Annotated in this window: 22 protein-coding genes; 15 read left to right on the plus strand and 7 right to left on the minus strand. The window is 67.9% G+C overall.

Going from position 1 to position 26,771, the window contains the following annotated elements:
• Positions 1–296 precede the first annotated feature (296 nt).
• The 6 genes from hemL (at position 297) to VEC57_04450 (ending at position 4,046) form a co-directional block, all read left to right on the plus strand.
• Positions 297–1,571: a glutamate-1-semialdehyde 2,1-aminomutase gene (gene hemL, locus VEC57_04425; GenBank protein ID HYB98360.1), complete on the plus strand. Its 1,275-nt coding sequence runs from the start codon at positions 297–299 to the stop codon at positions 1,569–1,571.
• 5 nt (positions 1,572–1,576) lie between these two features.
• Positions 1,577–1,816 (plus strand): AtpZ/AtpI family protein, encoded by a 240-nt coding sequence (locus VEC57_04430; protein HYB98361.1) that lies wholly within the window; start codon positions 1,577–1,579, stop codon positions 1,814–1,816.
• Entirely contained in the window at positions 1,816–2,223 is a 408-nt protein-coding gene (locus VEC57_04435) for a hypothetical protein (protein HYB98362.1), read from the plus strand. The genes VEC57_04430 and VEC57_04435 overlap by 1 nt, the downstream gene beginning before the upstream one ends.
• Before the next feature lie 15 nt (positions 2,224–2,238).
• A complete protein-coding gene (gene atpB, locus VEC57_04440; GenBank protein ID HYB98363.1) occupies positions 2,239–3,012 on the plus strand; it encodes a F0F1 ATP synthase subunit A in 774 nt (257 codons plus the stop codon).
• A gap of 104 nt (positions 3,013–3,116) precedes the next feature.
• On the plus strand, positions 3,117–3,467 hold the full coding sequence (gene atpE / locus VEC57_04445) for an ATP synthase F0 subunit C (protein HYB98364.1): 351 nt from the start codon (positions 3,117–3,119) through the stop codon (positions 3,465–3,467).
• 105 nt (positions 3,468–3,572) lie between these two features.
• Positions 3,573–4,046 carry a hypothetical protein gene (locus tag VEC57_04450; protein HYB98365.1) on the plus strand — a complete coding sequence of 158 codons (474 nt, stop codon included), beginning with the start codon at positions 3,573–3,575 and terminating at the stop codon, positions 4,044–4,046.
• A gap of 10 nt (positions 4,047–4,056) precedes the next feature.
• Here the strand turns inward: VEC57_04450 and pyrE are convergent, their stop codons facing one another.
• From pyrE to VEC57_04465, 3 genes are read right to left on the minus strand one after another with little or no spacing between them, the layout of a single operon-like run.
• The gene (gene pyrE, locus VEC57_04455) at positions 4,057–4,614 is read right to left on the minus strand and encodes an orotate phosphoribosyltransferase (GenBank protein HYB98366.1); all 558 of its coding nucleotides are present in this window, start codon (positions 4,612–4,614) and stop codon (positions 4,057–4,059) included.
• Positions 4,611–5,504 carry an alpha/beta hydrolase gene (locus tag VEC57_04460; protein HYB98367.1) on the minus strand — a complete coding sequence of 298 codons (894 nt, stop codon included), beginning with the start codon at positions 5,502–5,504 and terminating at the stop codon, positions 4,611–4,613. Before VEC57_04460 ends, pyrE begins: the two co-directional genes overlap by 4 nt.
• Positions 5,505–5,511: 7 nt before the next feature.
• Positions 5,512–6,654: an acyl-CoA dehydrogenase family protein gene (locus VEC57_04465; GenBank protein HYB98368.1), complete on the minus strand. Its 1,143-nt coding sequence runs from the start codon at positions 6,652–6,654 to the stop codon at positions 5,512–5,514.
• 133 nt (positions 6,655–6,787) lie between these two features.
• Here VEC57_04465 and VEC57_04470 point away from each other — a divergent pair, with 133 nt between their 5' ends.
• Both VEC57_04470 and VEC57_04475 read left to right on the plus strand, forming a co-directional pair.
• On the plus strand, positions 6,788–7,693 hold the full coding sequence (locus VEC57_04470) for a peptidyl-prolyl cis-trans isomerase (protein ID HYB98369.1): 906 nt from the start codon (positions 6,788–6,790) through the stop codon (positions 7,691–7,693).
• 79 nt (positions 7,694–7,772) lie between these two features.
• Entirely contained in the window at positions 7,773–8,942 is a 1,170-nt protein-coding gene (locus VEC57_04475; GenBank protein ID HYB98370.1) for a HupE/UreJ family protein, read from the plus strand.
• 68 nt (positions 8,943–9,010) lie between these two features.
• On the opposite strand, the gene VEC57_04480 is transcribed toward VEC57_04475, so the two are convergent.
• Positions 9,011–12,334, minus strand: a complete 3,324-nt coding sequence (locus VEC57_04480; protein ID HYB98371.1) for a penicillin acylase family protein — start codon at positions 12,332–12,334, stop codon at positions 9,011–9,013.
• Between the two features lie 380 nt (positions 12,335–12,714).
• On the opposite strand from VEC57_04480, the gene VEC57_04485 reads away from it, so the two are divergent.
• From VEC57_04485 to VEC57_04495, 3 genes are all read left to right on the plus strand, one after another.
• On the plus strand, positions 12,715–16,269 hold the full coding sequence (locus tag VEC57_04485; GenBank protein ID HYB98372.1) for a CehA/McbA family metallohydrolase: 3,555 nt from the start codon (positions 12,715–12,717) through the stop codon (positions 16,267–16,269).
• Positions 16,270–16,277: 8 nt separating this feature from the next.
• Positions 16,278–17,669, plus strand: a complete 1,392-nt coding sequence (locus VEC57_04490; GenBank protein ID HYB98373.1) for a HEAT repeat domain-containing protein — start codon at positions 16,278–16,280, stop codon at positions 17,667–17,669.
• Positions 17,670–17,732: 63 nt separating this feature from the next.
• A complete protein-coding gene (locus VEC57_04495) occupies positions 17,733–18,680 on the plus strand; it encodes an alcohol dehydrogenase catalytic domain-containing protein (protein HYB98374.1) in 948 nt (315 codons plus the stop codon).
• Positions 18,681–18,689: 9 nt separating this feature from the next.
• On the opposite strand, the gene VEC57_04500 is transcribed toward VEC57_04495, so the two are convergent.
• Complete coding sequence (locus VEC57_04500) at positions 18,690–19,712, minus strand: adenylate cyclase regulatory domain-containing protein (protein HYB98375.1); 1,023 nt, start codon at positions 19,710–19,712, stop codon at positions 18,690–18,692.
• Positions 19,713–19,898: 186 nt separating this feature from the next.
• On the opposite strand from VEC57_04500, the gene VEC57_04505 reads away from it, so the two are divergent.
• The 3 genes from VEC57_04505 (at position 19,899) to VEC57_04515 (ending at position 23,420) form a co-directional block, all read left to right on the plus strand.
• The gene (locus VEC57_04505) at positions 19,899–21,089 is read left to right on the plus strand and encodes an acyl-CoA dehydrogenase family protein (protein HYB98376.1); all 1,191 of its coding nucleotides are present in this window, start codon (positions 19,899–19,901) and stop codon (positions 21,087–21,089) included.
• Between the two features lie 227 nt (positions 21,090–21,316).
• A complete protein-coding gene (locus VEC57_04510; protein HYB98377.1) occupies positions 21,317–22,345 on the plus strand; it encodes a M48 family metallopeptidase in 1,029 nt (342 codons plus the stop codon).
• Between the two features lie 268 nt (positions 22,346–22,613).
• Positions 22,614–23,420 (plus strand): Crp/Fnr family transcriptional regulator, encoded by an 807-nt coding sequence (locus VEC57_04515; GenBank protein HYB98378.1) that lies wholly within the window; start codon positions 22,614–22,616, stop codon positions 23,418–23,420.
• Between the two features lie 175 nt (positions 23,421–23,595).
• Here the strand turns inward: VEC57_04515 and VEC57_04520 are convergent, their stop codons facing one another.
• On the minus strand, positions 23,596–23,988 hold the full coding sequence (locus tag VEC57_04520; protein ID HYB98379.1) for a hypothetical protein: 393 nt from the start codon (positions 23,986–23,988) through the stop codon (positions 23,596–23,598).
• A 210-nt stretch (positions 23,989–24,198) separates the two neighbouring features.
• Entirely contained in the window at positions 24,199–24,978 is a 780-nt protein-coding gene (locus tag VEC57_04525) for a MerR family transcriptional regulator (protein HYB98380.1), read from the minus strand.
• A gap of 143 nt (positions 24,979–25,121) precedes the next feature.
• On the opposite strand from VEC57_04525, the gene VEC57_04530 reads away from it, so the two are divergent.
• Positions 25,122–26,753: a glycerol-3-phosphate dehydrogenase/oxidase gene (locus VEC57_04530; GenBank protein HYB98381.1), complete on the plus strand. Its 1,632-nt coding sequence runs from the start codon at positions 25,122–25,124 to the stop codon at positions 26,751–26,753.
• The last annotated feature ends 18 nt before the right edge of the window (positions 26,754–26,771 follow it).

The following is a 26,771-nucleotide window of genomic DNA, read 5'->3' on the forward strand; positions in this document are numbered from 1 at the left end:
TGCATCCCGCCGGTTGCACACAGCTTTATCGACAGGTGTGGATAGCCAACGCCCGCGATGCTGCTCATTGCTTCGGATGATCGCCTCGGCGGTCCAATTTGCCGAGCCAGGGGAAGCTCGGCATCCATGCGGTTCTTACGAATCCGCCCCGCGTCGACAGAGGCGCTGTGTAATGTTTCGAAAAGCGTGATGCAAGGGATGCGAATGGAATTTTCGTAACGCCGCGAGATAACGACGTGTTGCCGGTGCATGCGCGTTGCGTGCGACGCTTACGAAGCAAGGGTGATCGAAAACCGATGCACGAAGACAAGCAGACATCGGAGATGTTGTTCGCGCGTGCACGCCGCGTGATTCCCGGCGGCGTCAATTCACCGGTTCGTGCGTGGTCATCGGTCGGTGGCGCGCCGCGCTTCGTCGCGCGCGCGAATGGATCACGCATCATCGATGTCGATGGACGCGAGTACATAGATTATGTCGGCTCGTGGGGCCCGATGATTCTCGGGCACGCCGATCCCGACGTGCGCGACGCCATCGTTCGTGCGCTCGACGACGGCACCAGCTTCGGCGCCGCGACGGCGTTGGAAGTGCGATTTGCCGAAGAGATCTGCGCGCGATTTGTATCGATCGAGCAGGTTCGCCTGGTCAGCTCGGGGACCGAAGCCACGATGAGCGCGCTGCGGCTGGCTCGCGCAGCCACGGGCCGCGACGCGATCATCAAATTCGCCGGCTGTTATCACGGACATAGCGATTCGCTGCTGGTGCGCGCGGGGTCGGGCGCCACCACCCACGGCGTTCCCGACAGCCCCGGAGTGCCTGCGCAGATCAGCAGCCTTACCCGCGTCGCTCGCTACAACGATCTGGAATCGGTGCGTCGGGTTTGCGATCGCGAGGTGGCGGCAATCATCGTCGAGCCGGTTGCCGGCAACATGGGCGTCGTTCCCGCCAAAAGCGACTTCATCGAAGGTCTGCGCGCCATCGCCGACGAAGTCGGCGCGCTGCTGATCTTTGACGAAGTCATCAGCGGCCTACGATTGGGGCCGGCGGGCTTCCAGAGCTGCAGTGAGGTACGGCCCGACCTCACCTGCCTCGGCAAGATCGCCGGAGGTGGATTGCCGTTGGCCGCGTACGGCGGGCGCGCGGATCTGATGCAGCAGATCAGCCCGGCCGGACCCGTCTATCAAGCCGGCACACTGTCCGGGAACCCGCTCGCCGTCGCCGCCGGTCTTGCAACGCTGCGCCAGTTGACGCCGCAAGTCTACGAAGAGCTCGAGCAGCGATCGGCAAAGCTCGAAGCGGCTTTGCGTGGCGCGCTCGGCACCCGCGCCGGCTGCGTGCAACGCGTCGGGTCGATCATGACTCTGTTCTTCGGTCCCGACCGCGTCGAGAACTACGACCAGGCGCTGACCTGCGACACCGAGCGGTTTGGCAGGTTCTTCGCCGCTCTCATCGACGAAGGCATCTGGGCGGCGCCGTCGCAGTTCGAGGCATGGTTCGTATCGCGAGCCCACAGCGACGAGGACCTCGAGCGGACGGCAGCGGCGGCCGCGCGCGCCATGGCCGCGACCGACTGACGACGATGGCAGCCATGCGTGGAAACGGCGACGGCCCCGAGCGCAAACGTGCGGCCTACCAGGCGATGGCGGTTGCCTGGAGCCTCGGGTGGCCGATCGCAGCGGGGGTCCTGATCGGATCGTGGCTGGACGGCTACTTCGACACCTCGCCGCTGTTCATCCTGGTGTTCGGCCTCGGGGCGTTGGCCGCGGCGGTCCGGCAGCTGATCGCCATCGGCACCGGCGCGCCGCGCGACCGCCGCTGATGCAGCGCCGCGCCGATCTCACGCGCATTGCAGTGGTGGCGGCCGCGTTGGCAGCGGTCGTTTCCGCGGCGGGGGCCGTCACCGGAATCGGCTCTGCCGCCGGCATCGCGCTCGGCGCAGCGTTCGCGCTGGCCAATTTTTATTTGCTTCGGTTGCTGGTTTCGCGCCTTATTACGCCCGCCGCCAGCGGGAAAGTGACGGTTTTCCTGCTCGTTGCGAAATTTTTTCTGCTGCTCGCGCTGCTCGCCGCCGTCTTCTATCAGGTGCCCGTCGCCCCCCTCTCGTTCGCGGTCGGCGCCAGCACTTTGGTGGTCGCGATCGTCGTCGAGGGGACGCTTCTCGGCGCGCCCATCGCTGCCGACGACAGCGATGCCGCTCGAGACAGCGACGCAGCCGAAGGCCGCTGAGGCTCAGAGGACCCGATGGAGCATCATCCGATCACGTGGCACAGCCTGATCCCGGGCATCAACGCGATTCCCGGGCACACCTTCCATGCCCTGTTCGCCATGGTGATCCTGATTGCCTGGGCGTGGCGCGCCAACCATCAGCTTGCCGCGGCGCGTGCCGCCGGAACGCACCTGGTTCCCGACAGCAGGCTGAGCGCGCGCAACCTCGCCGAGATCTTCGTCGGTGCGATGAAGTCGATGGTCGACGGCGTGCTCGCCGACCGCGGCCGGCCCTACATCGCGCTGTTCGGCAGCTTCTTCATTTTCATCCTGATCGCCAACCTGCTCGGTCTGCTGCCGGGGTTCTCTCCGCCCACCAGCAACTTCAACATCACGTTCGCGATGGGCGTGGCCTCCTTCATCGGCTTCAACGTCATCGGCATCCGGACGCAGGGGATCGTCAACTACGCCAAACACTTCGTGGGCCCGGTCTGGTGGCTCGGCGTCCTCATGGTGCCGCTCGAGCTGATCGACAACGCCGTGCGTCCCGTTTCGCTCGGCCTCCGACTCTTCGGCAACATGACCGGCGACCACCTGGTGCTCGAGATCTTCACCGACCTGACCAAGCTGGTCATTCCGGTGATCTTCTACTTCCTGGGCGCCTTCGTCTCGCTCATTCAGGCTTTCGTGTTCACGCTTCTCAGCATCATCTACGTCTCGCTGGCCATGGGCCACGGCGACCACGACGATCATGGCCATGGCCATGGGAACGCTCACGGCGATGCCCATATGGCGCCGGCGCATCACTGAGGGCCGACGGACACGCACGATCTCGCACCGCTCGCCGTTGTGGAAGAGGAAGAGGATGCGGTGACAGGCGAAACAGAAACGGTGTGGGGAAAATGGAGACAACGATGAAGAGGATCAAGACGTTTCTGATGACGACGGCTGGCGCCTTGCTGGCGAGCCCGCTGCTCGCGTCGATCGCACAGGCGCAGGATCACGGCGATGCGGCGGTTGCCGCAGCGGCCGGCGCCGGCGCGGCCGGCATGATCGGTATTGGCGCAGGCATCGCCATTGCCGGCGCGGCCTTCGGCTGCGCGCTCGGCCAGGGCCGGGCGGTGGCTTCGGCCATGGAGTCGATCGGCCGCAACCCCAACTCGGCCGACCGCATCCAGACCCCAATGATCATCGGTCTGGCCATGATCGAGGCCCTCGCGATCTACGCTCTGGTCATCGCGTTCTTCCTGCAGGGCAAGATCTGATTGCCCGGCGCCGTCGCGGCCCGGCAGAGCCGACATCGCCGGCGCCCGTCCATCTGCCGCGGGAGGTCCTGATCGGGCCTCCCGCGCTTTTTTTGAGGTGACGCCATGACCGCCGACCCCACCACCGCCCTTCGCGACTTCAAGCGCGAGTGCCTGCTCGACGAGCACCGCTCGCTGTCCTCGTTCGTCGAGAAGGAGATCGTGATGACCACCGTGACCAAGATGGTCACGATCTTGGCGTGGCTGCTTGGTGTGATGGTCGCTGCGCGCAGCGACGACAGCGCCGCGCTGCTTCCGCCAGTGGCGATCGCCGTGCTGGCGTTCTGGTCGGTCGATGCCCTGTACGCATACTACGGGGTCATCTACAAGATGCGGCGCCTGCGCGTGCGCGAGTGGCTCGAACTGCTGCCGCGCGCCAACGAGACCGAGCTGGCCGCGTGCCGGACGCCGGCCAATCCGTTCGACGGCCTCTCGCGAGATGAGAAGCTCGGAGCTCTGACGTCGACGGTGGCGAGCCCGGCTGTATCGGGCCTGTACCTGGCTCTGCTGTTGTTGCTGCTGCTGCAGCTCGCGCTGTGAGCGGCCGCAACTAGCCCGCCGCCGCTACGATCTGCTCGCGCGTCGTCAGAGCCTCGACGCGCGCACCGCGTGCAGCCAGCCGCTCCAGCCCGTCCTCCTCCTGCCGGTCGACGACCGTGACGATGAGAGAGACCTTGCCGCCTGCGGCCTCGACCGCATCGATGGCGGCCAGCGTCGAACCGCCGGTGGTCACGACGTCCTCGAGCAGCGCGATCCTGGCGTCGGGGCGGAAGCGTCCGTCCAGGCGCTGCGCAGTGCCGTGGTCCTTGACATCCTTCCGCACGAAGAAGCCATCGAGGGCATAGCCACGAGCGGCGGCAGCCGACAAAGCAACGCTGACAAGTGGTACCGCACCGACGGCCATCCCACCGACCAGCGTGATCCCGTCAGCGATCAGACGGTCGCAGAGAAGCTCACCGACGACTCGGGCACCTTCGGCGCGGAAAACGGTCTGCTTCACGTCGACGTAGAAGTCGCTCTCGCGTCCGGAAGCCAGGCGAAAGCGGCCCTTCCTGTACGAGAGCTGAGCGATCAGTCGCGGCAGCGATGCGGCGTCGATGCTGCTCATTCGCCGACGCCCAGGAAGCTTTCCAGGTGGCCCATGAAGACCTCGAATCGATCGTGATGCACCCAGTGGCCGGCCTTCTCGACCTCGGCGTAGGTGTAGTCGTGGAAGAAGGCGGCGCGGCCGTCTTCGACAGGGTTGGATGCCCAGCTTTCGGCGCCGCGCACCAGCAGCACCGGGCAGCGGATGCGGTCCCACAGCCGCTGCACGCCTTCGACATCGTAGCGATAGGGGCCCCACGCGCGGACGTAATTGTCGAACTTCCAGGTGTAGTTGCCGTTCTCCAGGCGCATGACGCCGTGGATCGTCAGATGCTTGGCCATCGCCGCCGACAGGTGCGGGTTGGCCTCGCGCATGCGCGCTTCGGCTTCGGCCAGCGTGGAGTACTCGCGCGGCTTGCGCCCGGGCAGGCTCTGCATCGTCTTGATCCAGTCCTGCATGCGCTCCTCGATCGGCTTGCTCTGCACGTCCTTGATGAGCTGCGGCGGCGGCCCGAGACCTTCGATGGCGCAGACCTTGACGAGGTTGTCGGGGTAGATGCCGGCGTAGTGGAGGACGATGGCGCCGCCGAGCGAATGCCCGACCAGCGTCACCGGCGTCTCCTCGACGTGCCGCAGGAGCTGCGCCAGATCCAGGACGTACTCGGGCATTCCGTACTGCGAGCCCACGGCCCAGGCGGAGTCGCCATGGCCGCGAAGATCAGGCGCGATGACGTGGTAGTGGCGGCGCAGCCGCTGCGCGACGAAATCCCAGTTGCGGCAGTGGTCCTGCCCGCCGTGGACCAGCACCAGCAGCGGCTTGCCCTCGCTGCCGTAGTCGACGTAGTGCAGGCGCAGCCGCTGGGAGAAGAACGAATGCGAAGTCGGTCCCATGCCGCCGGCTGCCTCTGTCATGGCTTCCTCAGCTCTTCAGCAGGTTGCGCGCGATGACCACGCGCTGGATCTGCGAGGTACCCTCGTAGATCTGCACGAGCTTGATGTCGCGCATCAGCTTCTCGACCGGATATTCCTTGAAGTAGCCGAAGCCGCCGAAGATCTGCACCGCGTTCACGCAGTGCTGCATCGCGTGGTCGGCGCCGAATGCCTTCGAAAAGCTCGAGACGATGGAGGAGCGCTCGCCGCTGTCGATGAGCCAGCCGGCCTTGTAGGTGAGCAGCCGCATCGCCTCCAGGTCGATCGCCATGTCGGCCAGCATGAACTGCACCGCCTGGAACTCGGCGATGGAGCGGCCGAACTGCTGGCGCTCCAGCGCATAGCGCGTGCATTCGTCGAGCGCGCGCTGCGTGACGCCAATGCAGATCGCGCCGATCTGCGGCCGCGTGCGATCGAACGTCTGCATGGCGATCTTGAATCCCTGTCCCTCTTCGCCGACCAGCGCCGACTCGGGCACGCACACCTCTTCCAGCACGATCTCGGCAGTGTCGGAGGCGCGCTGCCCCAGCTTGCCCTTCATCTTGTGCGCCGTGATTCCCGGCGTGTCGGCCGGGAGCACGAAACAGGAGATGCCGCCGTGCCGCATGGCCTTGTCCCTGGTCGCGAAGACGACGTACCACTCGGCCACGGTGCCGTTGGTGATGAAATGCTTGACGCCGTTGATGACGAACTCGCTGCCGACCTTGCGATAGGTTGTCGACAGACTGGCCGCGTCCGAGCCCGAGCCCGGCTCCGACAGCGCGTAGGCGGCAAACGCGCACTGGCGAGTGAGCGCTCCGAGGTACCGGTCCTTCTGCTGCTCGCTTCCGGCGATCAGCAGCGGGGTAGAGGCCAGATCGTTGGCGGCCATGATCGTGGCCATGCCCGCGCAGCCGTAATTGATTTCCTCCAGCACCAGGATCGAGTCGAGCACCCCGAGGCCGATGCCGCCGTGCTCGGGCGGCACCTCGAGGTTGAGCAGCCCGACCTCCCACGCCTTGCGCATCACGTCATGGGGAAATTCCTCCGCCTCGTCGTACTTGCCGGCAACTGGAATGATCTCCTGCTCCGCGAACTCGCGGGCAGTCTGCTTGAGCTGTTCCTGTTCGGTGGTCAGATCGAAAGAGAGCACGATGCGGGATGGCCTCCTTGCAGCCGCCGGCCATGTAGGCCGAAAATCCCACCGTGTCCATTTTCGCGTTCGTGATGGAAGTTGCGACGGCGCCCGCTTACGCTCGCGCCGCCGGGACGAGTGCGGCAGCGACATGAGCCCCACCCGAAGAACGAATCTGCTCTTGCTGCTCGGCCTCGTCGCCGGCGCAGGGCTGGCCGCAGTGGGCATTCTGCGCGACGCTCACACGCAGCTGCCCACGGCCGCGACCGACGCCGTCGCGATCGTCAACGGGCGCGCCATTCCGCGCACGCGGCTGGAGCAGGCGCTGGCGCTCCTCGAGCGCGACCGGGAGCGGCCGGTGACGACGCAGGAGCGCCAGCGCGCTCTGGATCGCATCGTCGACGAGGAGCTGCTCGTGCAGAAGGCGCAGGAGCTCGGCATTCCCGAGTCCGACCGCAAGCTTCGCGCGGACATGGTAGCCGCGGTTCTCGACGCCGTTGCCGCGCAGTCGGACACCGAAGAGCTGCCCGACGAGCGCGAGCTGCGGCGCTTCTTCGAAGACAACCGCGCCGTCCTCGCTCCTCCGGCGCAGCTTCGCGTCGGCGTGGTGTTCGTATCGGCCGAACGCCATGCGGACGCTCGCGAACGCGCCGCCGCCGCCGCCGCTCGCCTTCGCGATGGCCTGCCGCTGCAAGATGTGCGCGCCGAGCTGGGCGATCCGCCGGCGCTGGAGGCGCCGGACTCTGCGTTGCCGCCATCTCGCCTGGCGGACTACATCGGCCCGACCGCAGCCACGCTCGTGCAGCAGATGTCCGTCGGCGACATCAGCGACCCCATCGGCGGCAGCGACGGCTACCGCGTGGTCGTGCTGCTCGAGCGCCTCGCGCCACAGGCGGACTTCCAAACGATGCGCGAGCAGGCGCTGGCCGAATACAGGCGACGGCAACGCGAGGAGAGGGTGCGCCTCTATCTGGATGAGCTCCGGCGGCAGGCGCGCGTCGAAGTGACACGCGACGTCGTCGAAGGAGCCAAGGTCGGGCTTGGGCCAGGACGATGACTTCCTCCAAGCAGCCATGAGAACCGGAGGCGCGCGGACATGGCGCACGAGCGTGTGCATAGGCGCCTTTGCACTCGTCATGACGGGGGCAGGCGGCGCCGCGGCGCACGAACGCAGCGTCAGCTACTCGACATGGGAGCTCAGCGGCGACGGTGCGAAGATCACGCTGCGAATCGGCGAGCGCGAGCTGACGCGGCTGCCTGCGGCCGCTCTGCCGTCGCCGCAACGTGAAGCCGGCCTGGCCGAGGCCGTGGCGAGCGCCCTGCGATTGCACCGCAGCGGTCAAGCCTGCCTCAACGGTACGCCATCGTTCCAGCATGCCGCGCCTCGCGCGACCGTAGCCGTGAGCTGGCAGGCGCGCTGCGCTGCGGCCACTGGCATGGTGGCGATCGAAAGCGCGCTGGCGCAGACGCTGGCGGCGCCGCACCACCATTTCCTACGCGTCGTGGGCGAGGACGGCGCCGCCCACGAGGCGCTGCTGCATGCCGAGCGGCCGCTTTGGCGACAGCGGTCCGCCGCGCCTCCAGCCACGGCCGTCTGGGCGCGCGCGTTCTCGCTCGGCCTCGACCACATCCTGAGCGGCTACGATCACCTCGCGTTCGTGGCCGGTCTGCTGCTGGCGGCGACGATGCTCTCGCAGGTGGCCGCCACCGTCACCGGCTTCACCGCCGCGCATAGCATCACGCTGGCGCTTGCGACGCTGGGATGGGTGCGGCCGGCGGGCGCGGGCGTCGAAGTGATGATCGCTTTCTCCATCGCCGTGCTGGCGGTGGAAAACCTGACCGTGGCCACGGCGCCGCGCGCCAGTGGCGCAGCGATCCGGACGATCGTGCTGCTGCTGCTGCCGGCCGCTGCCCTGGCCACGCTCGCAGACGCCGCAATATCGCCGGTACTGCCGCTGGGGATGGCGCTTTTCTCGGGCTGCTACCTCGCCCTGGTGGCGCGCTCGCCAATGGCAACGCGCCTGCGATGGCTCGTCGCTTTCGCGTTCGGGCTGCTGCATGGCTTCGGTTTTGCGGGTGCGCTCGTCGAAGCCGAATACTCGCGCGCGACGCTGGCGACTACGCTGATCGGCTTCAACCTCGGAGTCGAAGCCGGTCAGCTGCTCGTCGTCGCGCTGCTGTGGCCGCTGATCGCACTCATGCGCCGGCGGCTCCAGCGGCGCTATGACCGTGTCGTCCTGGAGCCGGCGTCCACCGCGCTCCTGGCCGCATCGACCTGCTGGTACCTGACGCGCGCGTTCGGCTGAGACGGTCCGTCCGTCGTGCCAGGCGCGGCCTCGAAGTCTGAACGCGTGCCGGCCGGTGCGCGCGGCCGTCAATCCAGCGTCACCCGCGCCGGGACGCACAGCCGGTCGGCCTTGCGCAGCGTCTGCTGCTCGCTGCCGAGCTCGCTGTCCACGTCCACGTCGGCGGGCTGGAACGGCGCAGCGCCCGGCACCTTTCGCGTGCGGAAGCAGGCGAGCGCGGCGGCGGCGTCGGCGATCGGGCCGGCCGCGGTTGCGGTCGGCACGCACACCGAGTCGAGCCGCGCTATACGTGCATCGCGCGCTCCGAGTCCGTCTTCGAGCGACACGGTGGCGCGGTCCAGCTCGCCCTCCAGCGCGGCGCGGAAGCACTGCAGGCGATTGAGATCGCCGTCGTAGGCCTGGCCGTCCACGCTCGCCGGCACGCAAAGGCCGGTGCCCGCGGCCAGAGTGACGGTCCCGTTGGCGAACTCGCTCTGCAGCGACGCGGTCTGGGCCTGCAGCGGATCGGACTCGCGCGAGCGGCGTGCCTGATAGCAGGCGAGGTGTGCGCCTTGCCGGCGGATGCCGCGGCCGTCCTGATCGGCAACGTTGCAGACGCTCTGCGCTTTCTGCACGACCAGCTCGGCGCTGTCGGCCTCGCCATCGACCTGCACGCTGACGCCCTGCAGCGGTTCGGTGCCGCGCGCCGTGCGCGAGTCGTAGCAGGCAAACGAGTCGACGTCTCCGATCTGCACCACCTGCTGGAACGTCGGACGGTTGATCCAGTGGATGGCGGGCGCGGTGGTGACGCCGGCGGCGCTGTGCCGCACGTCCTCGTCGGCGATCGCTCGTTTCCAGTCGGCAACCGTCGGGCTGCCGAACTCGGCCTCCAGAGCTGCCGCCGCATCCGACAGCGAGTCCCAGAGCGCGGCCCGGCAAGCATCGAGGTTTCCGCCGCCGCAGTACGTGCGCGAGAAGCTGCCTGCGACCGGCATGCCGAGCACCTGGCGCAGGTCCTTCAGCACGTGGCCGTAGGTGCCGTCCTGGAACGCCGAACCTACGTGGCCGCGGCGGTTGCCGTCGTCGAAGCCGATGCCGAGGTGGTCGATGGCGTGCCCGCTGCTCTCGTCGAGCACCGCACGCGTCAGCAGCGGCCACCATGCGTCGATGATGGCCGGCGACTGCGGATCGTCGTACTCGCCGCTGGCGTCGAAGTCGCGGCGATTGGCGCCGCTTTCCACCCACGCCTCCAGACGATCGCGCATGTCCTGGGCACGCGGATCGGCGCCCACGGGCGCCGTCTCGCCGAGCACCTGCAGCACGATCGGCAGCACGTCCTGACCGCGCAGGTCGCAGGTGCCGGCGTCCTCCATCGCATCGACCATGTCGGTGCGGTCGGTATTGCCGGCGGCCACCAGCGGCTCGATCCGGACATCGAACATGCGGCTTCGATACGTCGGCCCGTACGAGAAGTTGCGGTCGTTGACGCGGAAGCCCGGCGCCTGCTTGTTGTTCCACGAGGTCAGGTAGCCCTCGGGCGGATTCAGGGCCATCGGCTGCTCGGCCAGCGTCAGAAAGCCGGTCCAGTCGAAGCGGCCGTCGCCCCACGCCGGCAGGTACGGATCGACGCCCTGCGCACGCTTCGGGCACAGGCACGAGTGCTGGTACCCGATGTTGGTCGCGTCGATGTAGAACCAGTTGAACGTGTAGTCGACGTCGTCGCCCATGGCCTGGCGGAACGCCTCGAAGCCGCCGGCCATGTAGTCGGGGTCGTTGATGTTTCGAAAGCCCACCGCCGAGCCGAGCTCGTTGCGGTAGGTCGAGCGCAGCGTCGCGATCGCGATCGGCGTCCCGTCCTCGAGCGTGCCGCGCGCCATCAGCGGGCCGTAGTGCTCGGTTCGCTCCACGCGCCACGAGAAGACGAGCTGCGTCGGGCCTTCCGGCATGCCGCCCGCGGTCGGCTTCGTGACCTGCACGTGCTGGTAGGTCTCGATCGGCTCGCACACGCCGTTTCGCAGGTAGCCCATCGAGGAGGTCGTCGCGGTGCCGCCGCCGGGCTCGCACAGGCGGAGGACGAACTGGTCGACGTTGTCGCCGCCGGCCGAGGTCGCCGACCACGCGTAGTCGCGTCCGCGCCCGAGCTGCACGAACAGATCGGTGCCGGCGAAGGACACGCCGCGCGCGCTGATGCCGGGCCCGTGCACGTCCTTCTCGACCAGGAGCTGCGGGATGAAGTAGCCGGTCTGTGGGCCAAAAACCGCGATGGGGCGGCCGTTGCGGGTGTGCGCTCCCGAGATGAGCATCGCGTTGCTCATGCCGCCCGCGCCCAGGCCGAGGCCGTCGAGCCCGTCTTCGAGATCCTCGAGCTGCTCTTCCACCGGTGGCGCTTCCGGATCGATCGGCACGAGGCTGTCGCAGTCGACGTCGGGATGGGCGTCGGCGTCGACGGGCCCGAGGTCGTGCATGTAGGGCGTTGGCGTGCGCGAGGTCGTCGGCGCCTCCGGATCGTCGATGAAGTGCAGATCGTCGAAGATCGCCCGCGCTTCGGAGGCGCTGCCGAGCTCGGCCGCCATGCGCTTGAGGCCGCAGTGGTTGCGCAGCTCGCCGCCGCCGCCCTTGCCGAAGACGCCGCCGACCAGCGCCGCGATCGCCACCACGTCTTCGGGAACGAAATCCTCGAGCGCGATCTGGAGCGCCTCGTACTCGGCGGGACGCTTGCTCGCGTCCACGCGAGCCTCGCCGATGTAGGCGTTGATGCCGGCGATGTAGTTGAGCAGATCCTGCTCCATCGCCGGGCCCAGCGGCGAGCCGTTGCGAATGGCCAGAAGCTGCTCCGTGAGGTCTTCTTCCTTGTACGGCGCGATCGCCAGCTGCTCCATGTCCATGTGAAGGTTGGCCGGGGACGGGCCGAGAAACTCGGCCATGCGCGCACGGCCGACGTGGCGCAGGATGTCCATGAGGAACAGGCGGTCCTCGGCGGTGGTGTAGCCCTGCGCGAACATCGTCGCCTCGCGCGTCTCGCCGTAGATGTGGGGAACGCCGAAGGTGGCGTCGCGGATGACGGTGACGCCCGGCGTCGGAGAGTAGGTGCGGCCGATGTCATCCTCGCGCACGCCGAAGCTTGCGTCCTTGAAGAATTCGAAGATGCGGTCTTCGGTCAGCCCCGGCGAGTTGTAGACGAGGTCGCCGTACATCGAGAGCTGATCCAGCACGTGCGGCGGCAGCGATCCGCCTTGAGCCGCAATGGCCTCGGGCCCGTTGAGCACGCCGTCCTGGCCCGGCGGGAGGATGTTCAGAAAGCCGCCAGCGTCGCCGAAGCCGCGATAGCTGCCGGAGACCTGGGCCACGGCGCTCGTGACGAGGATGGGCGCCAGTACGGCGGCGAGCGCGATCGCGGGAATGGGTCGGTTCATCGGGCACCTCTGGAGAAAGGTTGTGTCCGTCGAGTCTTGGTGACCTCCCGACACGGCTGTCAACAACCCTCCTTCTGCGCCCGGTACCCTTTCGGGGTCATCGCCCTCAGCTGCTCCAGTCGCCCCGCCGCCTGCGCGTCCCCCGAGCAAGTGGCTGAAATCAAACCGAAAATATGGTCGCAGCCGAACCACCCCGGAAACGCATCCTAAAACGGCTCGAACGGCTGTAGCGCCTCCCGACCCCCTTGCTAGCGGCGAAAAATGCCTCTTACAGTCGTGTCAGCCGAGCTCCAGGCGAGGTTGCTCTCATGGGGGGGCCGGGGGCGGCTGGTTCGCCCGCGGCGGTACCGCGGAAACGAAACGAACGGAGGGGTTCTCCCATGACGACCGGCTCTGCCCTGCGTCGCGCGGCCATGCTGGCCGCTGCCATTCTTCTGCTGCTCGCGCCTGCCGATCCTGGCCATGCCGGCTGTCCCGGCGACTGCTCGGTCCCGGGCGGCGGCAGCGCGCTCACCGACTGCATCCTCGAACTCAATGGCCTGGGGCTCGACCCCGACGGCAACGGCAAGTCGGTCACGTGCACCGACGGCGATCCGGCCTGCGACAGTGATTCATCCGCCGACGGCGTCTGCCGCGTGCGCGTGGCGCTGTGCCTGAACAACGACGATCCACGTCTGGCCGAGTGCGCACCGTCGGATGTCAGCTCGGTGCTCGTGCGCAACGCGCCGCCGACCAGTGCTCGTCACGATGCAGGGCTTGCGGCGCTGCAGGCGGACGTCGATGCGATCGCGCCGACCGAGCAGGCCCGATGCACCGAGCTCGAGACGGTCGCGGTAGCCGTCAAGACCAGCTCTTCCAGGATCAAACCCGGGCGCAGGAAGATCGGCGTCCGCGCCTCCACCAGCGACGGCCGCATCGACTCGGACAAGGTGCGCGTGACGTGCCTGCCTGCCGCGCCGGCACCAGCGGTGCCGGCCTGCGCGCGCGCCAAGGTCATCGAGAACGCGTCCGAGCTGATTGGCGGGCAGCTGGCGCGCGGGCGCGTCGGCGACTACCTGCTCGAGAACGATCAGGTGCGGGTGATCGTGCAGAAGCCGGGCCGAGTCTTCTTCGGAATCGGGACCTACGGCGGCAACATCATCGACGCAGATCTGCAGCGGCCGGGCGAGCCGGGCCGAGACGCGTTCGAGGAGCTGATTCCCGGCATCAACCTGGAGAACACGTCGCACTTCACCGACGCGATCGTTCTGTCCGACGGCGCCGACTGCTCCCCGGCGACGGTTCGCATGAGCGGCGTCGACGACATCTTCGACTTCGTCAACGGCAGCTCCGCGATCCGCGACATGGGATTCACCTTCCCCGAAAGCGCGGACGACCGCGATCTGCCCGTGGAGGTGCAGACCGACTACACGCTGGAGACCGGCGACCGCTACGTGCGCATCGACACGACCATCACCAACCTCGACCCGGAGCCGCTCTCGATCTACTTCGCCGAGTACATCAACGGCTCCGGGCAGATCGAGATGTGGCGGCCGGCGTACGGATTCGGCGAGCCGCTGGCGACTACATCGTGTCCGGCTTCCACCTACCACCCCTGCGATACCGGCAACTGCGATCCCTGCAACTACATCGCGTTCTCGGGGGACGACGACGCCGCGGGCGTCTCCTACGGCTACATCCACACGGCCAACGGCACGACTGCGGTGACGGTGTCGGGCGTCGTCGTCCCCGCCCTTGGCCAGGAGGTCGCGGCCGTCTTTCTCGGTGCCGGCGCGCCCAACTTCCACATGGCGCCAGCAGGATCGGTCGGAGACGCGATCACGATCACGCGCTACTTCGCCATCGGTGATGGAACCGTCGCCTCGATCGCGGATGTGCGCAACGAGATCCAGTCGGTGCCGACCGGAACGCTCGCCGGGACCGTCACAGCGGGCGGGGTGCCGGTGGCGAACGCCGACGTCGCGGTGATCGGCAGCAATTATCCGTCGGGGCCCGACAAGAACATCGTGCTGCATTTCCGCACCGGCGCCGACGGCGCCTACAGCGGAACACTGCCTGCCGGCGTCTACACCGTCGAAGCGAACAAGGACGGGCGCCTGCAGGCCTCGCCGTCGCCGGCCTCCGACGTCCTGGTGGTGGCGGGCAACACGACGATGCAGCACTTCACGCTGCCCGAGCCTGGACGGCTGGCCGTCGCCGTCACCGACCAGAGCGGCGAGCCGATTCCGGCCAAGGTCCAGCTGGTCGGGTTCGACCCGAGCCCCGATCCCGAGAACGTGCAGGACGTGGCCGGTGCCATCACCAATACCACCGGCGTCTTCGGCGACGATGGCCCGGACGGCAGCACGCACGGCATCGCGTTCGTCGCGTTCGCGGACAAGAACGGCAGCACCGGCGTCCTCGACGTGGAGCCGGGGCAGTATCAGCTCGTGGTCTCGCGCGGGCCCCGCTATTCCGCCTTCAAGCAGCTCGTCACGGTGACCGCCGGCGCGACCACGAGCGTGGCGGCGCAGATCGCGCAGGTCGTGGAGACGCCGGGCTGGATTACGGCCGACTGGCACGTGCATTCGATCGACAGCCCCGACTCGGAGGTGACGCGCGCCGAGCGCGTGGCGACGCAGATCGCCGAAGGCACCGACTTCTTCACGCCTTCCGATCACGACTACCGCTCCGACTTCGGTCCAACCATTGCCGCCATGGGCGTCGGCGACCTCATCGCCACGGCGCCGGGCGCCGAGATCACGACGTTCGACTACGGCCACTTCAATGCCTGGCCGGTGCAGATCGTGCCGGGCGCGCTGCACGGCGGCGGCGTCGATTGGGGCGGCGCGGTGGCGGAGGCCGGTCAGGATTTTCCGCAGTACGGCAACTACAGCCTCTCGCCCGTCGACATCTACGCGATGGCGCACGCGGACACGCCGGGCAACGTGGTGCAGATCAACCACATGTACAGCCATTTCGACACGCTCGGGCTCGACATCGACACGGCCGAAGGCGACACCGGCCCGCCGCAGTCGCACAAGGATCCGCTCGCGCGGCGCCTCGATCCTTCCATCGCCAACCACTTCAGCGCCGACTTCGATGCGCTCGAGGTCTGGATCGCGTGCAACGGCCGCGCCGGCTACGAGGAGGAGTTCCTCGACGTCAACCTCGGCGATTGGATCAACCTGCTCAACCAGGGAATTCGCCGCACGGGCGTGACGAGCTCGGACACGCATGACCGCAAGCTCACGCAGATCAACGCGCACTCGTTCGTCGCGATGCCGCCGGAGCTGACTTCACCGTCCGCACTCGGCAACGCGGCGGTCGACGTAGCGGCCTCGGTGCGCGAAGGCCGAGTCGCCGGCAGCAACGGCCCGTTCGTCGAGGTCTCGTTGACCGCGGCATCGACCGGCGAGACCGCCAGCCTGGCCGTGACAGACAGCCTGCTGGCTTCGACCAGTGATGGAGCGGTCACCGTCGGTGTCCAGATCAGGAGCCCCCTGTGGGCGGAATTCGATCGCGTCGACTTTTACGTGGGAAGCGCCACCGAGCGTTACGACCATGACGGCGACGCGGCCACGCGCGAGCGCTATCGCGTCACGCCGACGGTCTCGAAGCTGGCCGGCACTGATTTCATGGTCTCCACCGTCAACGACTACCCCGCCATACCCGATGCCTCGCACCTGGAAGCGTCGGTGTCGCTGGAGCTGACCGGCTTGACCGAGGACACTTGGGTGATGGTCGCGGTGCGCGGAACCGACGGCGTCTCACGGCCGCACTTTCCCGTCTACCCCAACAGCCTCGACGTCGAAGGCAACGACAGCCTGGCGGCCTTGACCGACGGAAATCTCGGCGAAGGCGGCATGCTATCGTTCGCGTACACCAATCCGCTGTTCATCGACGCCGACAACGACGATTCGTGGACGCCGCCGGGCGTGCAGCTGGTGCCCTGAGGTCGCGCATGAGCTCGCGCAACCCAGCCCGTGCCTCGATCGCGCTGACGTTTTGCCTGCTACTGGTTGCGGCGGCGCATGCACAGGACGGCGCACGCGTCGCGGCGGTCGGCGGCGCGGCGGCGCCGTTCGTCGCGCCGGCCCCGCCTGGCGAGCCGTCGCTTCCCGATCCGGGCGCGCCGGCGGACACCGGCATCGCATCCGATCCGGAAGGACGGCAGACGGCGCCGTCGCCGCCGCGTACGCTGCGGCAGCTCGCCTCGCAGGCCCCACTGATCGCAACGGTGCGTGCCGGAGCGCTCCAGGAGCGCGAGCAGGGCCGCATTCGCGTCTACCCGCTGACCGTGGAGCGGGTGGTGCACGGGGAGAGACTGCCGTTTTCGCAGATTCTGCTGGTGGAGCTTCGCGGGGCGTCGACGCGGCCGCCTCTGCTCGTCGACGCCGGCCGCGCGGTGGTTCTGCTGCGACCGCTGCCGCAGGTGTCGTATCTGCGCGAGCACGTGACCGAGGCTCATGCATACGAGGCCGTCGGTGGACGCGACGGCGTCGTGCCGTTTGCCGGCAGCGAACAAGGCATCGAAGTGGCGGCTTCCATTCTGCGTGCGCGCGAGGCGCGGACCCCGCAGCAGATCCGAAACCATGCCTTCTCGCAGCTGGCCTCGTCCAACGGGCGCCTGGTGGAGGACGCGGTCCAGGAGCTCGCGGCAATGCCGGCGCTGGATGCGCTGACCCAGCGCGAGCATGCGACGCTTGCCATCCAGCTCAGCAACACTTCCATTCCGGGACAGACCCGGGTGCTGCTGATGGAGGCGCTGTCACGCGGAAGCGACCGGCGTCTGGCTTCGCTGCTGGCCGGCGCCTTCACGGAGACCGCGCGGCTGCTCGAGGCCGCCTTGCGGGCGCGTGCGCGGCTCGGCGCGCCGGCCGGCGCCAATGAGCTCAACGTGCATCTGGGCTCGCCCGATGTCGGGGTGCGCGCGGCCGCCGTGCGCACGCTCGCCGTCAGCGGCCATCCTTACGCCACCGCGATCCTCGCCGACGCCATTGCCGAGCACGAGCCTCGGCAGGTGCGTCTGGCCGCCATCGATGCGCTTGGGGAGATGCAGGACGCATCTGCCCTCGGCGCGCTGGCCGCAGGCTTCGAATCCGACGATCGCGGCATCAAGCAGGCCAGTGCACGCGCCATCCTGGCCAAGGGCGACGCGGCCGACGACGCCCTGATCGAGCTGGCTCTGCGAGGCACGTCGAAGGAGACGCGAACCTACGCAGCGATGCTTCTGCTCACGCGCCGCCCGCGCACGCATCCGAGCGTCCAGCGGCTGGCGTCCTCGCGTCCCTCGCCTGATGTCCTGGAGGTTCTCGAAAAGGGCATGCAGGACACGCACGCGCACGAGCACTGATCGCCTTGGCGCCCGCGGCCCGGCTGTTGCCACCGGGTCCGTCGATGCTAGAAGGCAGCCTTCATGCTCGCCTTCGTCATGGATGAGCACGGCCCGCGCCTGCAGCGCGATCGTCCTGCACCACAGCCGCGCGACGGATTCGTCCGAGTGCGTCTGATCGCCGCCGGAATCTGCAATACCGATCTGGAGATTGCGCGCGGCTACATGGGCTTTCGCGGCGTGCTCGGACACGAGTTCGTCGGTGAGGCTCTCGACGGTGCGATGGCGGGCCGGCGAGTCGTCGCCGGCATCAACTTCGGCTGCGATGCCTGTCGCTGGTGCGATCATGGTCTGTCGCGCCACTGCCCCGACCGCATGGTGCTCGGCATCCTCGGTGCCGATGGCGTCCTGGCCGAGCAGTTCGTCGTTCCCGAGCGCAACCTCCTCGAAGTTCCCGAAGGCGTCTCGGACGAGGCGGCGGTCTTCGCCGAGCCGGTGGGCGCCGCCTGCGAGATCCTCGAGCAGCTCGGGCACCTCGAGCGCGGGCCGGCGCTGGTTCTGGGGGCCGGCAAGCTCGGATCGCTCGTTGCGCAGGTGCTCACGGTAGGCGGCTTCGAAGTCGATCTGGTTGGACGCCATCTGCACTCGCTGCAGTGGATGAAGGAACGCGGCGTTCGTCTGGTGGGCGAAAGGCCCGACCGTGACGGATATGCCGTCGTCGTCGAAGCCACCGGCACGACGGAAGGATTGAAGACGGCCATCGCGTGCACGCGGCCGCGAGGGCACGTCGTGCTCAAGACGACGGTGGCGGGTGTGCACGAGATCGACCTGTCGCCGGTAGTGATCAACGAGATCTCCATCGTCGGATCGCGCTGCGGCCAGTTCGATCCGGCCCTTGATCTGCTCGCCGATGAAGCCGTCACGGTCCAGCCTCTGGTCGAGGCCCGCTACGGGCTGAGCGAGGTAGAAGCGGCATTCGCCCACGCCGGACGGCGCGGCGTGCGCAAGGTCCTCGTTCATCGCGACGTATAGCGGCCGCCGTCAGCGGCGTGCGCGCGCATCGTCTTGCGGTCGATCGTCGGCGCCGCGCAGCACCCAGCAACGCGTCCGGCCGAGGCCCTTGAGCTTGACCGGCCGTATCTCGCGCACGATGAGATCGGGCGCCGACGTGATCCGCAGCGCCAGCTCCTCCGACACCAGCACCGTGCCGGGCCGCGCCGCGCCGACCAGGCGGCTGGCCAGGTTGACCGTCTTCCCGTAGACGTCGCCTTCCCACGCCAGGATCGGGCCCAGCGCCAGACCCACCCGTACCTCGGGCAGCACGCTGTCGGCGGCGCAGGCTTGCGACAGGGCCAGCGCCGTTCTGGCGCCGGCAACGGCGTCGCCGTTGTGGAACATCACTTCGTCGCCGAGGATCTTGACGACCCTCCCGCCACGATCGGGAATTTCCGCGTACGCAATCGCTTCGAAGCGATCGACGATGCTGGCCAGCTCGCGCTCGGAGAGGCGCTCGCTCATGGCGGTGAAATCCACGAGGTCGGCGAATCCCACCACCGCGCCATCTTCCTCGCCCGCCTTCTGGCTGGCGGTGGCGGCGGTCTGCGAGATGGCGGCGAGCAGATGGCGGCGCCAGATGTAGCCGAGGAACGGCTCGTGGCTGGCAACGATCTGTTCCGCGATCGCTGCCACGCAGTCGGCCGCGTCGCTGTCGGAGAGGTCGGGAGATTGGACCGCCGCCTCGATCTCCGCCGCCGCCGACAGGACGTGCATGTTGGCGACGCGCGCGAGCGACTGCCCGGTGGCCCGCGCCATCTGCACGAGCACTTCGGGGTCGACGCTGCCTTTCTCGAACATCCCGTGCACGAATCGGAGGACGTCGACGTCGCGCCTCGTGAACAGCCGCTCGTCGTCGGCGACGGCCGGAAACCCGAGCGCCTGCCAGAGACGCGCCGCCTGCTCGACGGGGATCCCCGACATCGCTGCCACATCGCGCGCGCTCAGCGCCGGTTTGCCGAGCACGGCACTGCTGACGGCAGCGCGGACGCTGGTGGTGCGCAGGGTCATGCGCGCACGTTACCGCGCGCGCCGCGCACAGCGAAGGTGCGCGGCGCGAGCAAGATGGCGAGGCCGAGTGACGGCCGGGCCCTCCGCGGCGCGGACGGACCCGCCGGCTCGCGGCCCGGTGGCTGCGGTGGTAGAAGCCGGGCGCGCCGCAGCGGCCATGCGGCAGCGCCGACGCGAGGAGAAGCGATGGATTTCGCCTACACTGCCGAGCAGGAACGCTTCCGCAGCGAGCTCCGCGCCTGGCTGGAGCACAAGAAGGCGGAAGGCTCCTTCGCCACGCGGGAGCACAAGAGCCTGGATCAGGCCGTTGCCGACGGGCGCCGGTGGCAGAAGACGCTGTACGAAGGCGGCTGGTGCGGCATCCACTGGCCGCGGGAGTACGGCGGGCGCAGCGCCAGCCTTCTCGAGCAGATCATCTTTCAGGAGGAGCTCGCCCGCGCCGGGTCGCCACAGCTCATCAATCTGCTGGCTCTGACGATGGTCGGCCCGGTGATCATCGCCTACGGCACCGAGGAGCAGAAGAGCCGATATCTGAAGCCGATCCTGACCGCCGACGAGATCTGGTGCCAGGGCTACAGCGAGCCCGGCGCAGGCTCGGATCTGGCGTCGCTGTCCACGCGAGCCGTCATGGAAGGCGACGATTATCTCATCAGCGGCCAGAAGGTCTGGACCAGCTACGCCCAGTACGCCGACTTCTGCATCCTGCTGGCGCGTACGAACCCCGACGTGCCCAAGCACAAGGGCATCACCATGTTCATCGTCGACATGCACAGCCCCGGCATCGAGGTGCGGCCGCTCAAGCAGATGAACGGCGACAGCGAGTTCAACGAGGTCTATCTCGAGGACGTGCGTGTTCCGCGCGCCAACATCATCGGAAAGGAAGGGGCAGGCTGGGACATGGCTGTCGCGTTGCTGATGCACGAGCGCGCAACGCTGACGTTCCAGCGGCAGCTCCAGTCGCGCGTTGCCCTGCAGGATCTGCTCGACTTTGCCAGGACCTGGGACGAAACCGGCTCGCGCCCGGCCGACGATCCCATCGTGCGCCAGAGGATCGCGCAGGCCTACATCGACAGCGAGGCGATCCGTCTGACCGCCTTGCGCAACCTGACTCGCCAGCTTCGCGGCGGGCATCCCGGACCGGAAGGATCGATCGAGAAGCTGTTCTGGAGCGAGATGTTCCAGCGCATGCTGTGGAATTGCGTGGCGATGCTCGGCCCGTACGGCAATCTTGCACCGGAGGATCCGCTCGCTCCCGCGCAAGGCCGCTGGCCGCATCTCATGCTGTACTCGCGCGGGCGGACGATCGCGGCCGGTACTTCCGAGATCCAGCGGGGCATCATCGCGCAACGCGTTCTCGGCATGCCCAAGGACCGCTAGCGCCGGCCGTTTTCTCGCCTTGAGACAGCCTGCGCCCGGCAGGGTGTGGCGTTCCTGGTCCGCCGCGCGCCGTGCGCGAATGTCGCGCCTTTTCTACCCGCGGCAGCTCTCGACGGTCGCATGGTTCGGTCGTATCATCCGGTGCGCTTTCGGTCTGGTGGGGCCGTCGCCGCTGAGGGGCGACGGAAGCCAGGCCAGAAAGACGATTCTTGGTCGGGGAGTTTCCTTTGCGGTTCGAGACCATCGCGGCGCACGCAGCAGGCGTGGCGCCCGCTCTGCGAGGATGGAAGCTATCGTCGCGGCTGCCGTGGGCGGCCATGGTGGCGTCGGTGCTGTCGGCGTCGGCGTGCTCGATGTCGGCGCGACCAGCCGAGGACGTCGCTGCGGTGTTGAGCGAGGCCGAGCTGCAGCTCGTCGCGCAGTCGATCGACGAGAAGGTCGTGCAGGACGACCTGGTCCTGGCGGACTCGCGGCTGGACGCCTATCTGCAGCGAGTCGTCGCGCGCCTGCTGGCCGCGTCGGGCGAGAGGGTCGATCGCGTGCGCGTGCGTGTCATTCGCAATCCCGTGCTCGGCGCCTCCGCCCTCGCCAACGGAGTGCTTCACGTCCACACCGGTATCCTTGCCAGGCTGGGCAACGAAGCGCAGCTGGCGACGCTGCTCGGCCACGAGCTCGAGCACTTCCTCGGTCGTCACGCGGTGCGCGAGATGCATCTGCGCAGCAATCCGACGATGGCCGCCAGCGCGGTGGCCGGCGACGAAGGCAGCGAGCGGAGGGATGTCGACGCGGCCATCCGCCGCTTCGAACGCCAGCTCGAGCGCGAAGCCGATGAAGCCGGTCTGCGGCGCATGGCGGCCGCCGGCTACGAGCCGTCGGAAGCGCCGAGATTCTTCGAAATGCTGCTGGCCGACGAGATCGAGGCGGGAATCACCCGCGACCACCAGCGCGGAAACCATCCAGCCGCGCACGAGCGGCTGACGCGTTGCCAGCTGCAGGCGGCTGAGCTTTGCAGCGCGAATGCGCAGCGCCGGACGATCGTGGGGCAGGAGGAGTACGAGCAAGCGATCGCCGACATGCTGCTGGAGAACGCGCGCATGGACCTCGACCTCGGACGCATCGACCTGGCGCAGGCCGCCATCGAGCGCCACCTTCGCACCCGGCCTCAAAGCCGCCGCGGCCATCAGATGGCCGAGATTCTCGCCGAGGCGCGCGCGGCCAAGGCTGCGGCAAAGCTGCGCGCAGGCCTCGGCGGCTGACCGCGCTCACAGCATCTCTCGACTCTGTCGCGTGCCGCAGTGTCCTCTGCGCAGGACACGGCCGACTCTTCGGTGTCCGCGATAGTGGTCACCGTCACTTTTCCCGCCAGTTCGTGCCTTTGCGCCTCCTCGAGTGAAATCCGCTGCATTTCGCGCGGATCCGCTCGCGACGCCGGCGGCCCGGCGCGCGCAACCCTGGTGGTCCGGTCGTTGCAGAAGTCTGCTCCGGTCAGCGGCGATCCAACGACCGCTGAGCTTGGGGAGCAACATGAAACCGAGGAGCAACGATCCGACCTCACTCGCGTCCACATCGGCGGGCCACGGCGTGGCGGTTGCCAACCGGCTCAAGGCGCTCGCTTCGATGCAGGTCTTCGAAGGGCTTTCCGAAGACACCCTTGCGCACCTCGCCACGCGCGCACGCTGTCGGCGGTTCACGCGAGGACAATTCCTGACCGATGACGGCAACGAGCCGGCTGCCGTGCACGCGCTCGTCGCGGGCACCGCGAAATGGACGATGACATGCCCCAGCGGACGTGCCGATCTGCTGCTGGAGATCCTTCATCCGGGCGAGCTGTTTGGCGAAGCCGAGATTTTCGGCGGTGCATCCGGATCCTGCCAGGCCGTCGCGCTCACGGATGGCGAGATGCTCGTCCTGCCGGCGGGCGATCTGCCCGAGCTGCTCGCGCGAAATCCCGAAGTCGCCGTTCGCTGGCTCGAGCTCGTATGCCGGCGCCTGCAGCGCATGCGCCAACTCGCCGCGGACGCCGTCTTCCTCGACATCGGCGGCCGTCTCTACCGGCGCCTGCTCGACATCTGCCGGCTGGAGCCCGCGTCGATCACGCCCGGCGAGCGCCTGCATCACGGGCTCAGTCAGCGGGAGCTGGCATCCAGCATCGGAGCTTCGCGCGAGTCCTTGAACAAGATCCTGGCGACGTGGCAGCGTCAAGGCATCGTCACGGTCGGACGCGGCGTGCTGGTCATCAGGAAGCCGTCGGCCCTGGCCAGAGCTGCCGCATCCATCCAGGCTCACCCGTCGATGACCGGGCCAGGCGATGACGACAGGGAAAGCCTCTGATTCGGGAGGCCCGCGATCCAGCCCTCGCTGATCCGCCGCAGCGCTGATTCAGCGCCGACACGTCCGGTGACACGGTCAGCACCGACGGCTGCCCGGTACGCTCGCCGGCGGAAAAAACGAAGGGGCGCAGCCACGGGCCGCGCCCCTTCCTGATCTGCTCCGCTGCTAGGCGCCCTCAGCTCGCCTTGCGAATCCTGCGGCGCTCACGCTTGGCGTTGATGCTGTGCCGCCGCCCGTTCACGCGCCGGAACGGGAAGCGGTAGACCTGACCGGTCATTCCGCACTGCTGCGCGCGCGCGCGCCAGTCGCGCAATCCCGTGCGCAGATACTCCGGTTCCATGTCGAGTGCCTGACAGATGCTGGCGAACGAGAATGGCCAGCTCATGTCGTCGGATTCGAGCCAGGCTTCGACGTCGTTGTCCTCGAGCTCGTCGGTCATCATGCGCGGCTGGATGAATGCGCGCTGGAAAGACGCGATCGCATCCTCCAATACGGCCAGCATCAGCCGCTTCTCCGGAACCAGACAGGCTTCGGCGAAGATGCGATCGTAGAATTGAAGCGGCGTCATCGTGTCCGGCTCCACCATCGTCAGTGCCGGATCTTCGACGCATACCGTTTTGGATTTTTTCTGTTCCTGTACTGGCTGAGTCCCCGCTGCTTGTACGCTCATGCTCCTTTTTCTCCCCGCGAACCGCGGTCGCCGCGCCCCAGCAGCGAACCGTGGTCAGAACGAACCCCACGAACCCCAATCTTACCGTCTTACCCCGAGCCTCCCCCGCTAACCGGCAGCCTTCGCTTTCTGTCCTTCTTCCTTCTCCTGCCGCAGCTCCTGGATCAGCCGCAGCAGGAGCTTCCTCCGAAGCAGGACGATGAAGCGCTCGACCAGCTTGACGCCCGCAAGCGCCATGGTCGCCACCGTTCCCTCCTCCACCTTCCCCGTCACCCCGCGCGTGAACATCTTGAGCTCTTCGCGCGCGAGCCTTTCGATGGCATCGACGTAGATGGGGAGCGAGACGTGGTGCGGGATCAGTTCCTCGCGCAGTCCGGCTCTCTCCAGCTCGGACATCGTCTCCACCATCAGGACGTCGTCGCCCTCGATGTACAGCGTTCCCCCTCGCTCCACCGGCTCGAGCGCGCCCAACCGGACCGCGAAATCGAAGTCCTCGCGCTGGATGCCGTAACGCTCCAGGGCCTGTTCCACCGTGATCGGCAGCTGCCCCGGCGTGAAATGGATGGCCTCGTAGAACGTGCCTTCCAGGCCGAGCAGCGTATCGACTTCGCTCGGGCTGATGATGGCATCGTTCTGGTCGAGGATGGCCTTGATGACGTCGAGGGGGAGGAAGCGCTTCTGCTGAAGCTCCTTGATGAAGCGGATGCGCGTGACGAAGGACCGGTCGTAGTAGGCCATGTTGCGGCCGGTCTTGAGCGTGGGCGGAGGGAGCAGCCCCTCACGGATGTAGAACTTGATCGTCGCCGTCGAGACCGCCGTCTCTCTGGCGAGGTCCGAAATCCGAAGGAGACCGTCCGTAGACGGCTTGCTACGCAGCGTCGAAGGCATCCGAACAGCACTCACCCAGAAGGTGAGCAGGCCCGCCTACTTACTGAAACGTCTTCGAGGCTGTCAAGGAAAATGTCAGTGTTTGACCATTGCTGCGAGGCGTCATGATTGACTCGGCCCAGGCACGCGTCTAGGCGGGCTCGATGCCCACGGCCGCCTTCGATCTCGAGATCCGTCGCCGCAACCTGGAACGCGCCGCCGAGGGCGTCGCCGACGTGGTCATCATCGGCTGCGGCATCACCGGTGCCGGCGTGGCGCGCGAAGCGGCGCTGCGTGGCCTCGCCACCGTGGTCCTCGACAAGGGCGACTTCGCCAGCGGCACCAGCAGCCGGTCTTCGAAGCTGATCCATGGGGGCCTGCGATATCTGGCCCAGGGCGACATTGCGCTGGTGCGCGAGGCAGCGCGAGAACGTGCGGTTCTTCGCCGGCTTGCGCCACACCTGGCGCGTCCCACCACGATGTTCATTCCTACCGCCTCACGCGCCGGACGCATGAAGATGCAGGCCGGCCTGTGGAGCTTCGAGAAGCTCGCGGGCGATCAGGCGGGCGAGAAGTACGGCGTTCTCGATCGCGACGAGGCGCTTGCCGCCGAGCCGGGCCTCAAGAAATCGCCGCTCGCCGGCGCCGTCACGTTCCAGGAATACATGACCGACGATGCGCGCCTCGTGCTGGAAACCGTCCAGTCCGCGGCCGATCACGGAGCGTTGGCGGCGAGCTACGCCGAGGTTGTGTCCATCGACACCGACCCTTGCGGCCTTCGGCTGGGCGTCCGCGATGAGGTTTCGGGCCAGGCGCTGGTGGTGCGCACGCGCTCGGTCGTCAACGCTGCCGGCCCCTGGTTCGACAGGGTACGGGGGCTGTCCGGAGCGGGCGCGGGCAGTTTGCTGCAGCTGACGCGTGGCATACATCTCGTCGTGCGTTCCGAGCACCTGCCGGCGCGGCACAGCGTCGTGCTGAAATCGCCAGATGGTCGCTCAACCTTCGTGGTGCCACGCGGGAACACCGTTTACATCGGCACGACCGACACCCATTACAAAGGGGATCCCGAAGAACCGGGCGTGTCCGAGCAGGACACGGACTATCTGTTGCAGTCGGTGGCGGCGACGTTCGAGCAGGCGCCTGCCCGATCCGACATCGTCGGCTGCTGGTCGGGCGTGCGGCCGCTGCTGGCACAGGAAGGCAAGTCGCCTTCGGAGATTTCCCGCCGCGACGAGATCATGATCGGCCCCGGCCCCGTGGTCGCCATCGCCGGCGGCAAGCTGACGACCTATCGCCGCATGTCCGAGCGCGTGTGCATGGAGCTGCTGCGCCTGCTCGGTCGCACGCTCGATCCCAAGGTCGACTCGGCCAGGGTGCCGCTGGCCGGAGGCGGGGAAGCCGAGCAGCGCGCCGCGCGGGACGGCGCGCCCGGTCTCGCCGACGGCCGCCTTCAGGCGCGGCTGTGGGAGACTTACGGCGCCGCAGCGCGTGACATCGTCGAAGCCATCGCCGCCTCACCGGCGCGCGCAGAATGTCTCGGGGATCGCTGCGAGCTGACTCTCGCCGAGATCGAGCATGCCGTGCGGCGCGAGATGGTCGTCTCGCTCGACGACCTGCTGCGCCGCCGCTCGCGTCTGGCGATGTTCGACACGGCTGCCGCCATCGACGTCGCGCCGCGCGCGGCCAGGGTGCTTGCCAGCCTTCTTGGATGGGACGATGCGCGCACGCGCCAGGAAGTGGAGCGGGCGACGGGATTGTGGAGCAGCGAGCTGCGCACCGTGCGCGGCGCGCCGTAGCGCCGCTTGCACGGCAGA

This window comes from Candidatus Limnocylindrales bacterium, from assembly GCA_035626395.1.
Classification (GTDB): domain Bacteria; phylum Desulfobacterota; class Binatia; order UBA1149; family CAITLU01; genus DASPNH01.

What these genes read in the sequence shown, in the direction of transcription:
- hemL (HYB98360.1), top strand. Translation starts at nt 297, where the DNA reads ATGCACGAAGACAAGCAGACATCGGAGATGTTGTTCGCGCGTGCACGC.
- VEC57_04430 (HYB98361.1), top strand. Translation starts at nt 1,577, where the DNA reads ATGGCAGCCATGCGTGGAAACGGCGACGGCCCCGAGCGCAAACGTGCG.
- VEC57_04435 (HYB98362.1), top strand. Translation starts at nt 1,816, where the DNA reads ATGCAGCGCCGCGCCGATCTCACGCGCATTGCAGTGGTGGCGGCCGCG.
- atpB (HYB98363.1), top strand. Translation starts at nt 2,239, where the DNA reads ATGGAGCATCATCCGATCACGTGGCACAGCCTGATCCCGGGCATCAAC.
- atpE (HYB98364.1), top strand. Translation starts at nt 3,117, where the DNA reads ATGAAGAGGATCAAGACGTTTCTGATGACGACGGCTGGCGCCTTGCTG.
- VEC57_04450 (HYB98365.1), top strand. Translation starts at nt 3,573, where the DNA reads ATGACCGCCGACCCCACCACCGCCCTTCGCGACTTCAAGCGCGAGTGC.
- pyrE (HYB98366.1), bottom strand. Translation starts at nt 4,614, where the DNA reads ATGAGCAGCATCGACGCCGCATCGCTGCCGCGACTGATCGCTCAGCTC.
- VEC57_04460 (HYB98367.1), bottom strand. Translation starts at nt 5,504, where the DNA reads ATGACAGAGGCAGCCGGCGGCATGGGACCGACTTCGCATTCGTTCTTC.
- VEC57_04470 (HYB98369.1), top strand. Translation starts at nt 6,788, where the DNA reads ATGAGCCCCACCCGAAGAACGAATCTGCTCTTGCTGCTCGGCCTCGTC.
- VEC57_04475 (HYB98370.1), top strand. Translation starts at nt 7,773, where the DNA reads ATGACGGGGGCAGGCGGCGCCGCGGCGCACGAACGCAGCGTCAGCTAC.
- VEC57_04480 (HYB98371.1), bottom strand. Translation starts at nt 12,334, where the DNA reads ATGAACCGACCCATTCCCGCGATCGCGCTCGCCGCCGTACTGGCGCCC.
- VEC57_04485 (HYB98372.1), top strand. Translation starts at nt 12,715, where the DNA reads ATGACGACCGGCTCTGCCCTGCGTCGCGCGGCCATGCTGGCCGCTGCC.
- VEC57_04490 (HYB98373.1), top strand. Translation starts at nt 16,278, where the DNA reads ATGAGCTCGCGCAACCCAGCCCGTGCCTCGATCGCGCTGACGTTTTGC.
- VEC57_04495 (HYB98374.1), top strand. Translation starts at nt 17,733, where the DNA reads ATGCTCGCCTTCGTCATGGATGAGCACGGCCCGCGCCTGCAGCGCGAT.
- VEC57_04500 (HYB98375.1), bottom strand. Translation starts at nt 19,712, where the DNA reads ATGACCCTGCGCACCACCAGCGTCCGCGCTGCCGTCAGCAGTGCCGTG.
- VEC57_04505 (HYB98376.1), top strand. Translation starts at nt 19,899, where the DNA reads ATGGATTTCGCCTACACTGCCGAGCAGGAACGCTTCCGCAGCGAGCTC.
- VEC57_04515 (HYB98378.1), top strand. Translation starts at nt 22,614, where the DNA reads ATGAAACCGAGGAGCAACGATCCGACCTCACTCGCGTCCACATCGGCG.
- VEC57_04520 (HYB98379.1), bottom strand. Translation starts at nt 23,988, where the DNA reads ATGACGCCGCTTCAATTCTACGATCGCATCTTCGCCGAAGCCTGTCTG.
- VEC57_04525 (HYB98380.1), bottom strand. Translation starts at nt 24,978, where the DNA reads ATGCCTTCGACGCTGCGTAGCAAGCCGTCTACGGACGGTCTCCTTCGG.
- VEC57_04530 (HYB98381.1), top strand. Translation starts at nt 25,122, where the DNA reads ATGCCCACGGCCGCCTTCGATCTCGAGATCCGTCGCCGCAACCTGGAA.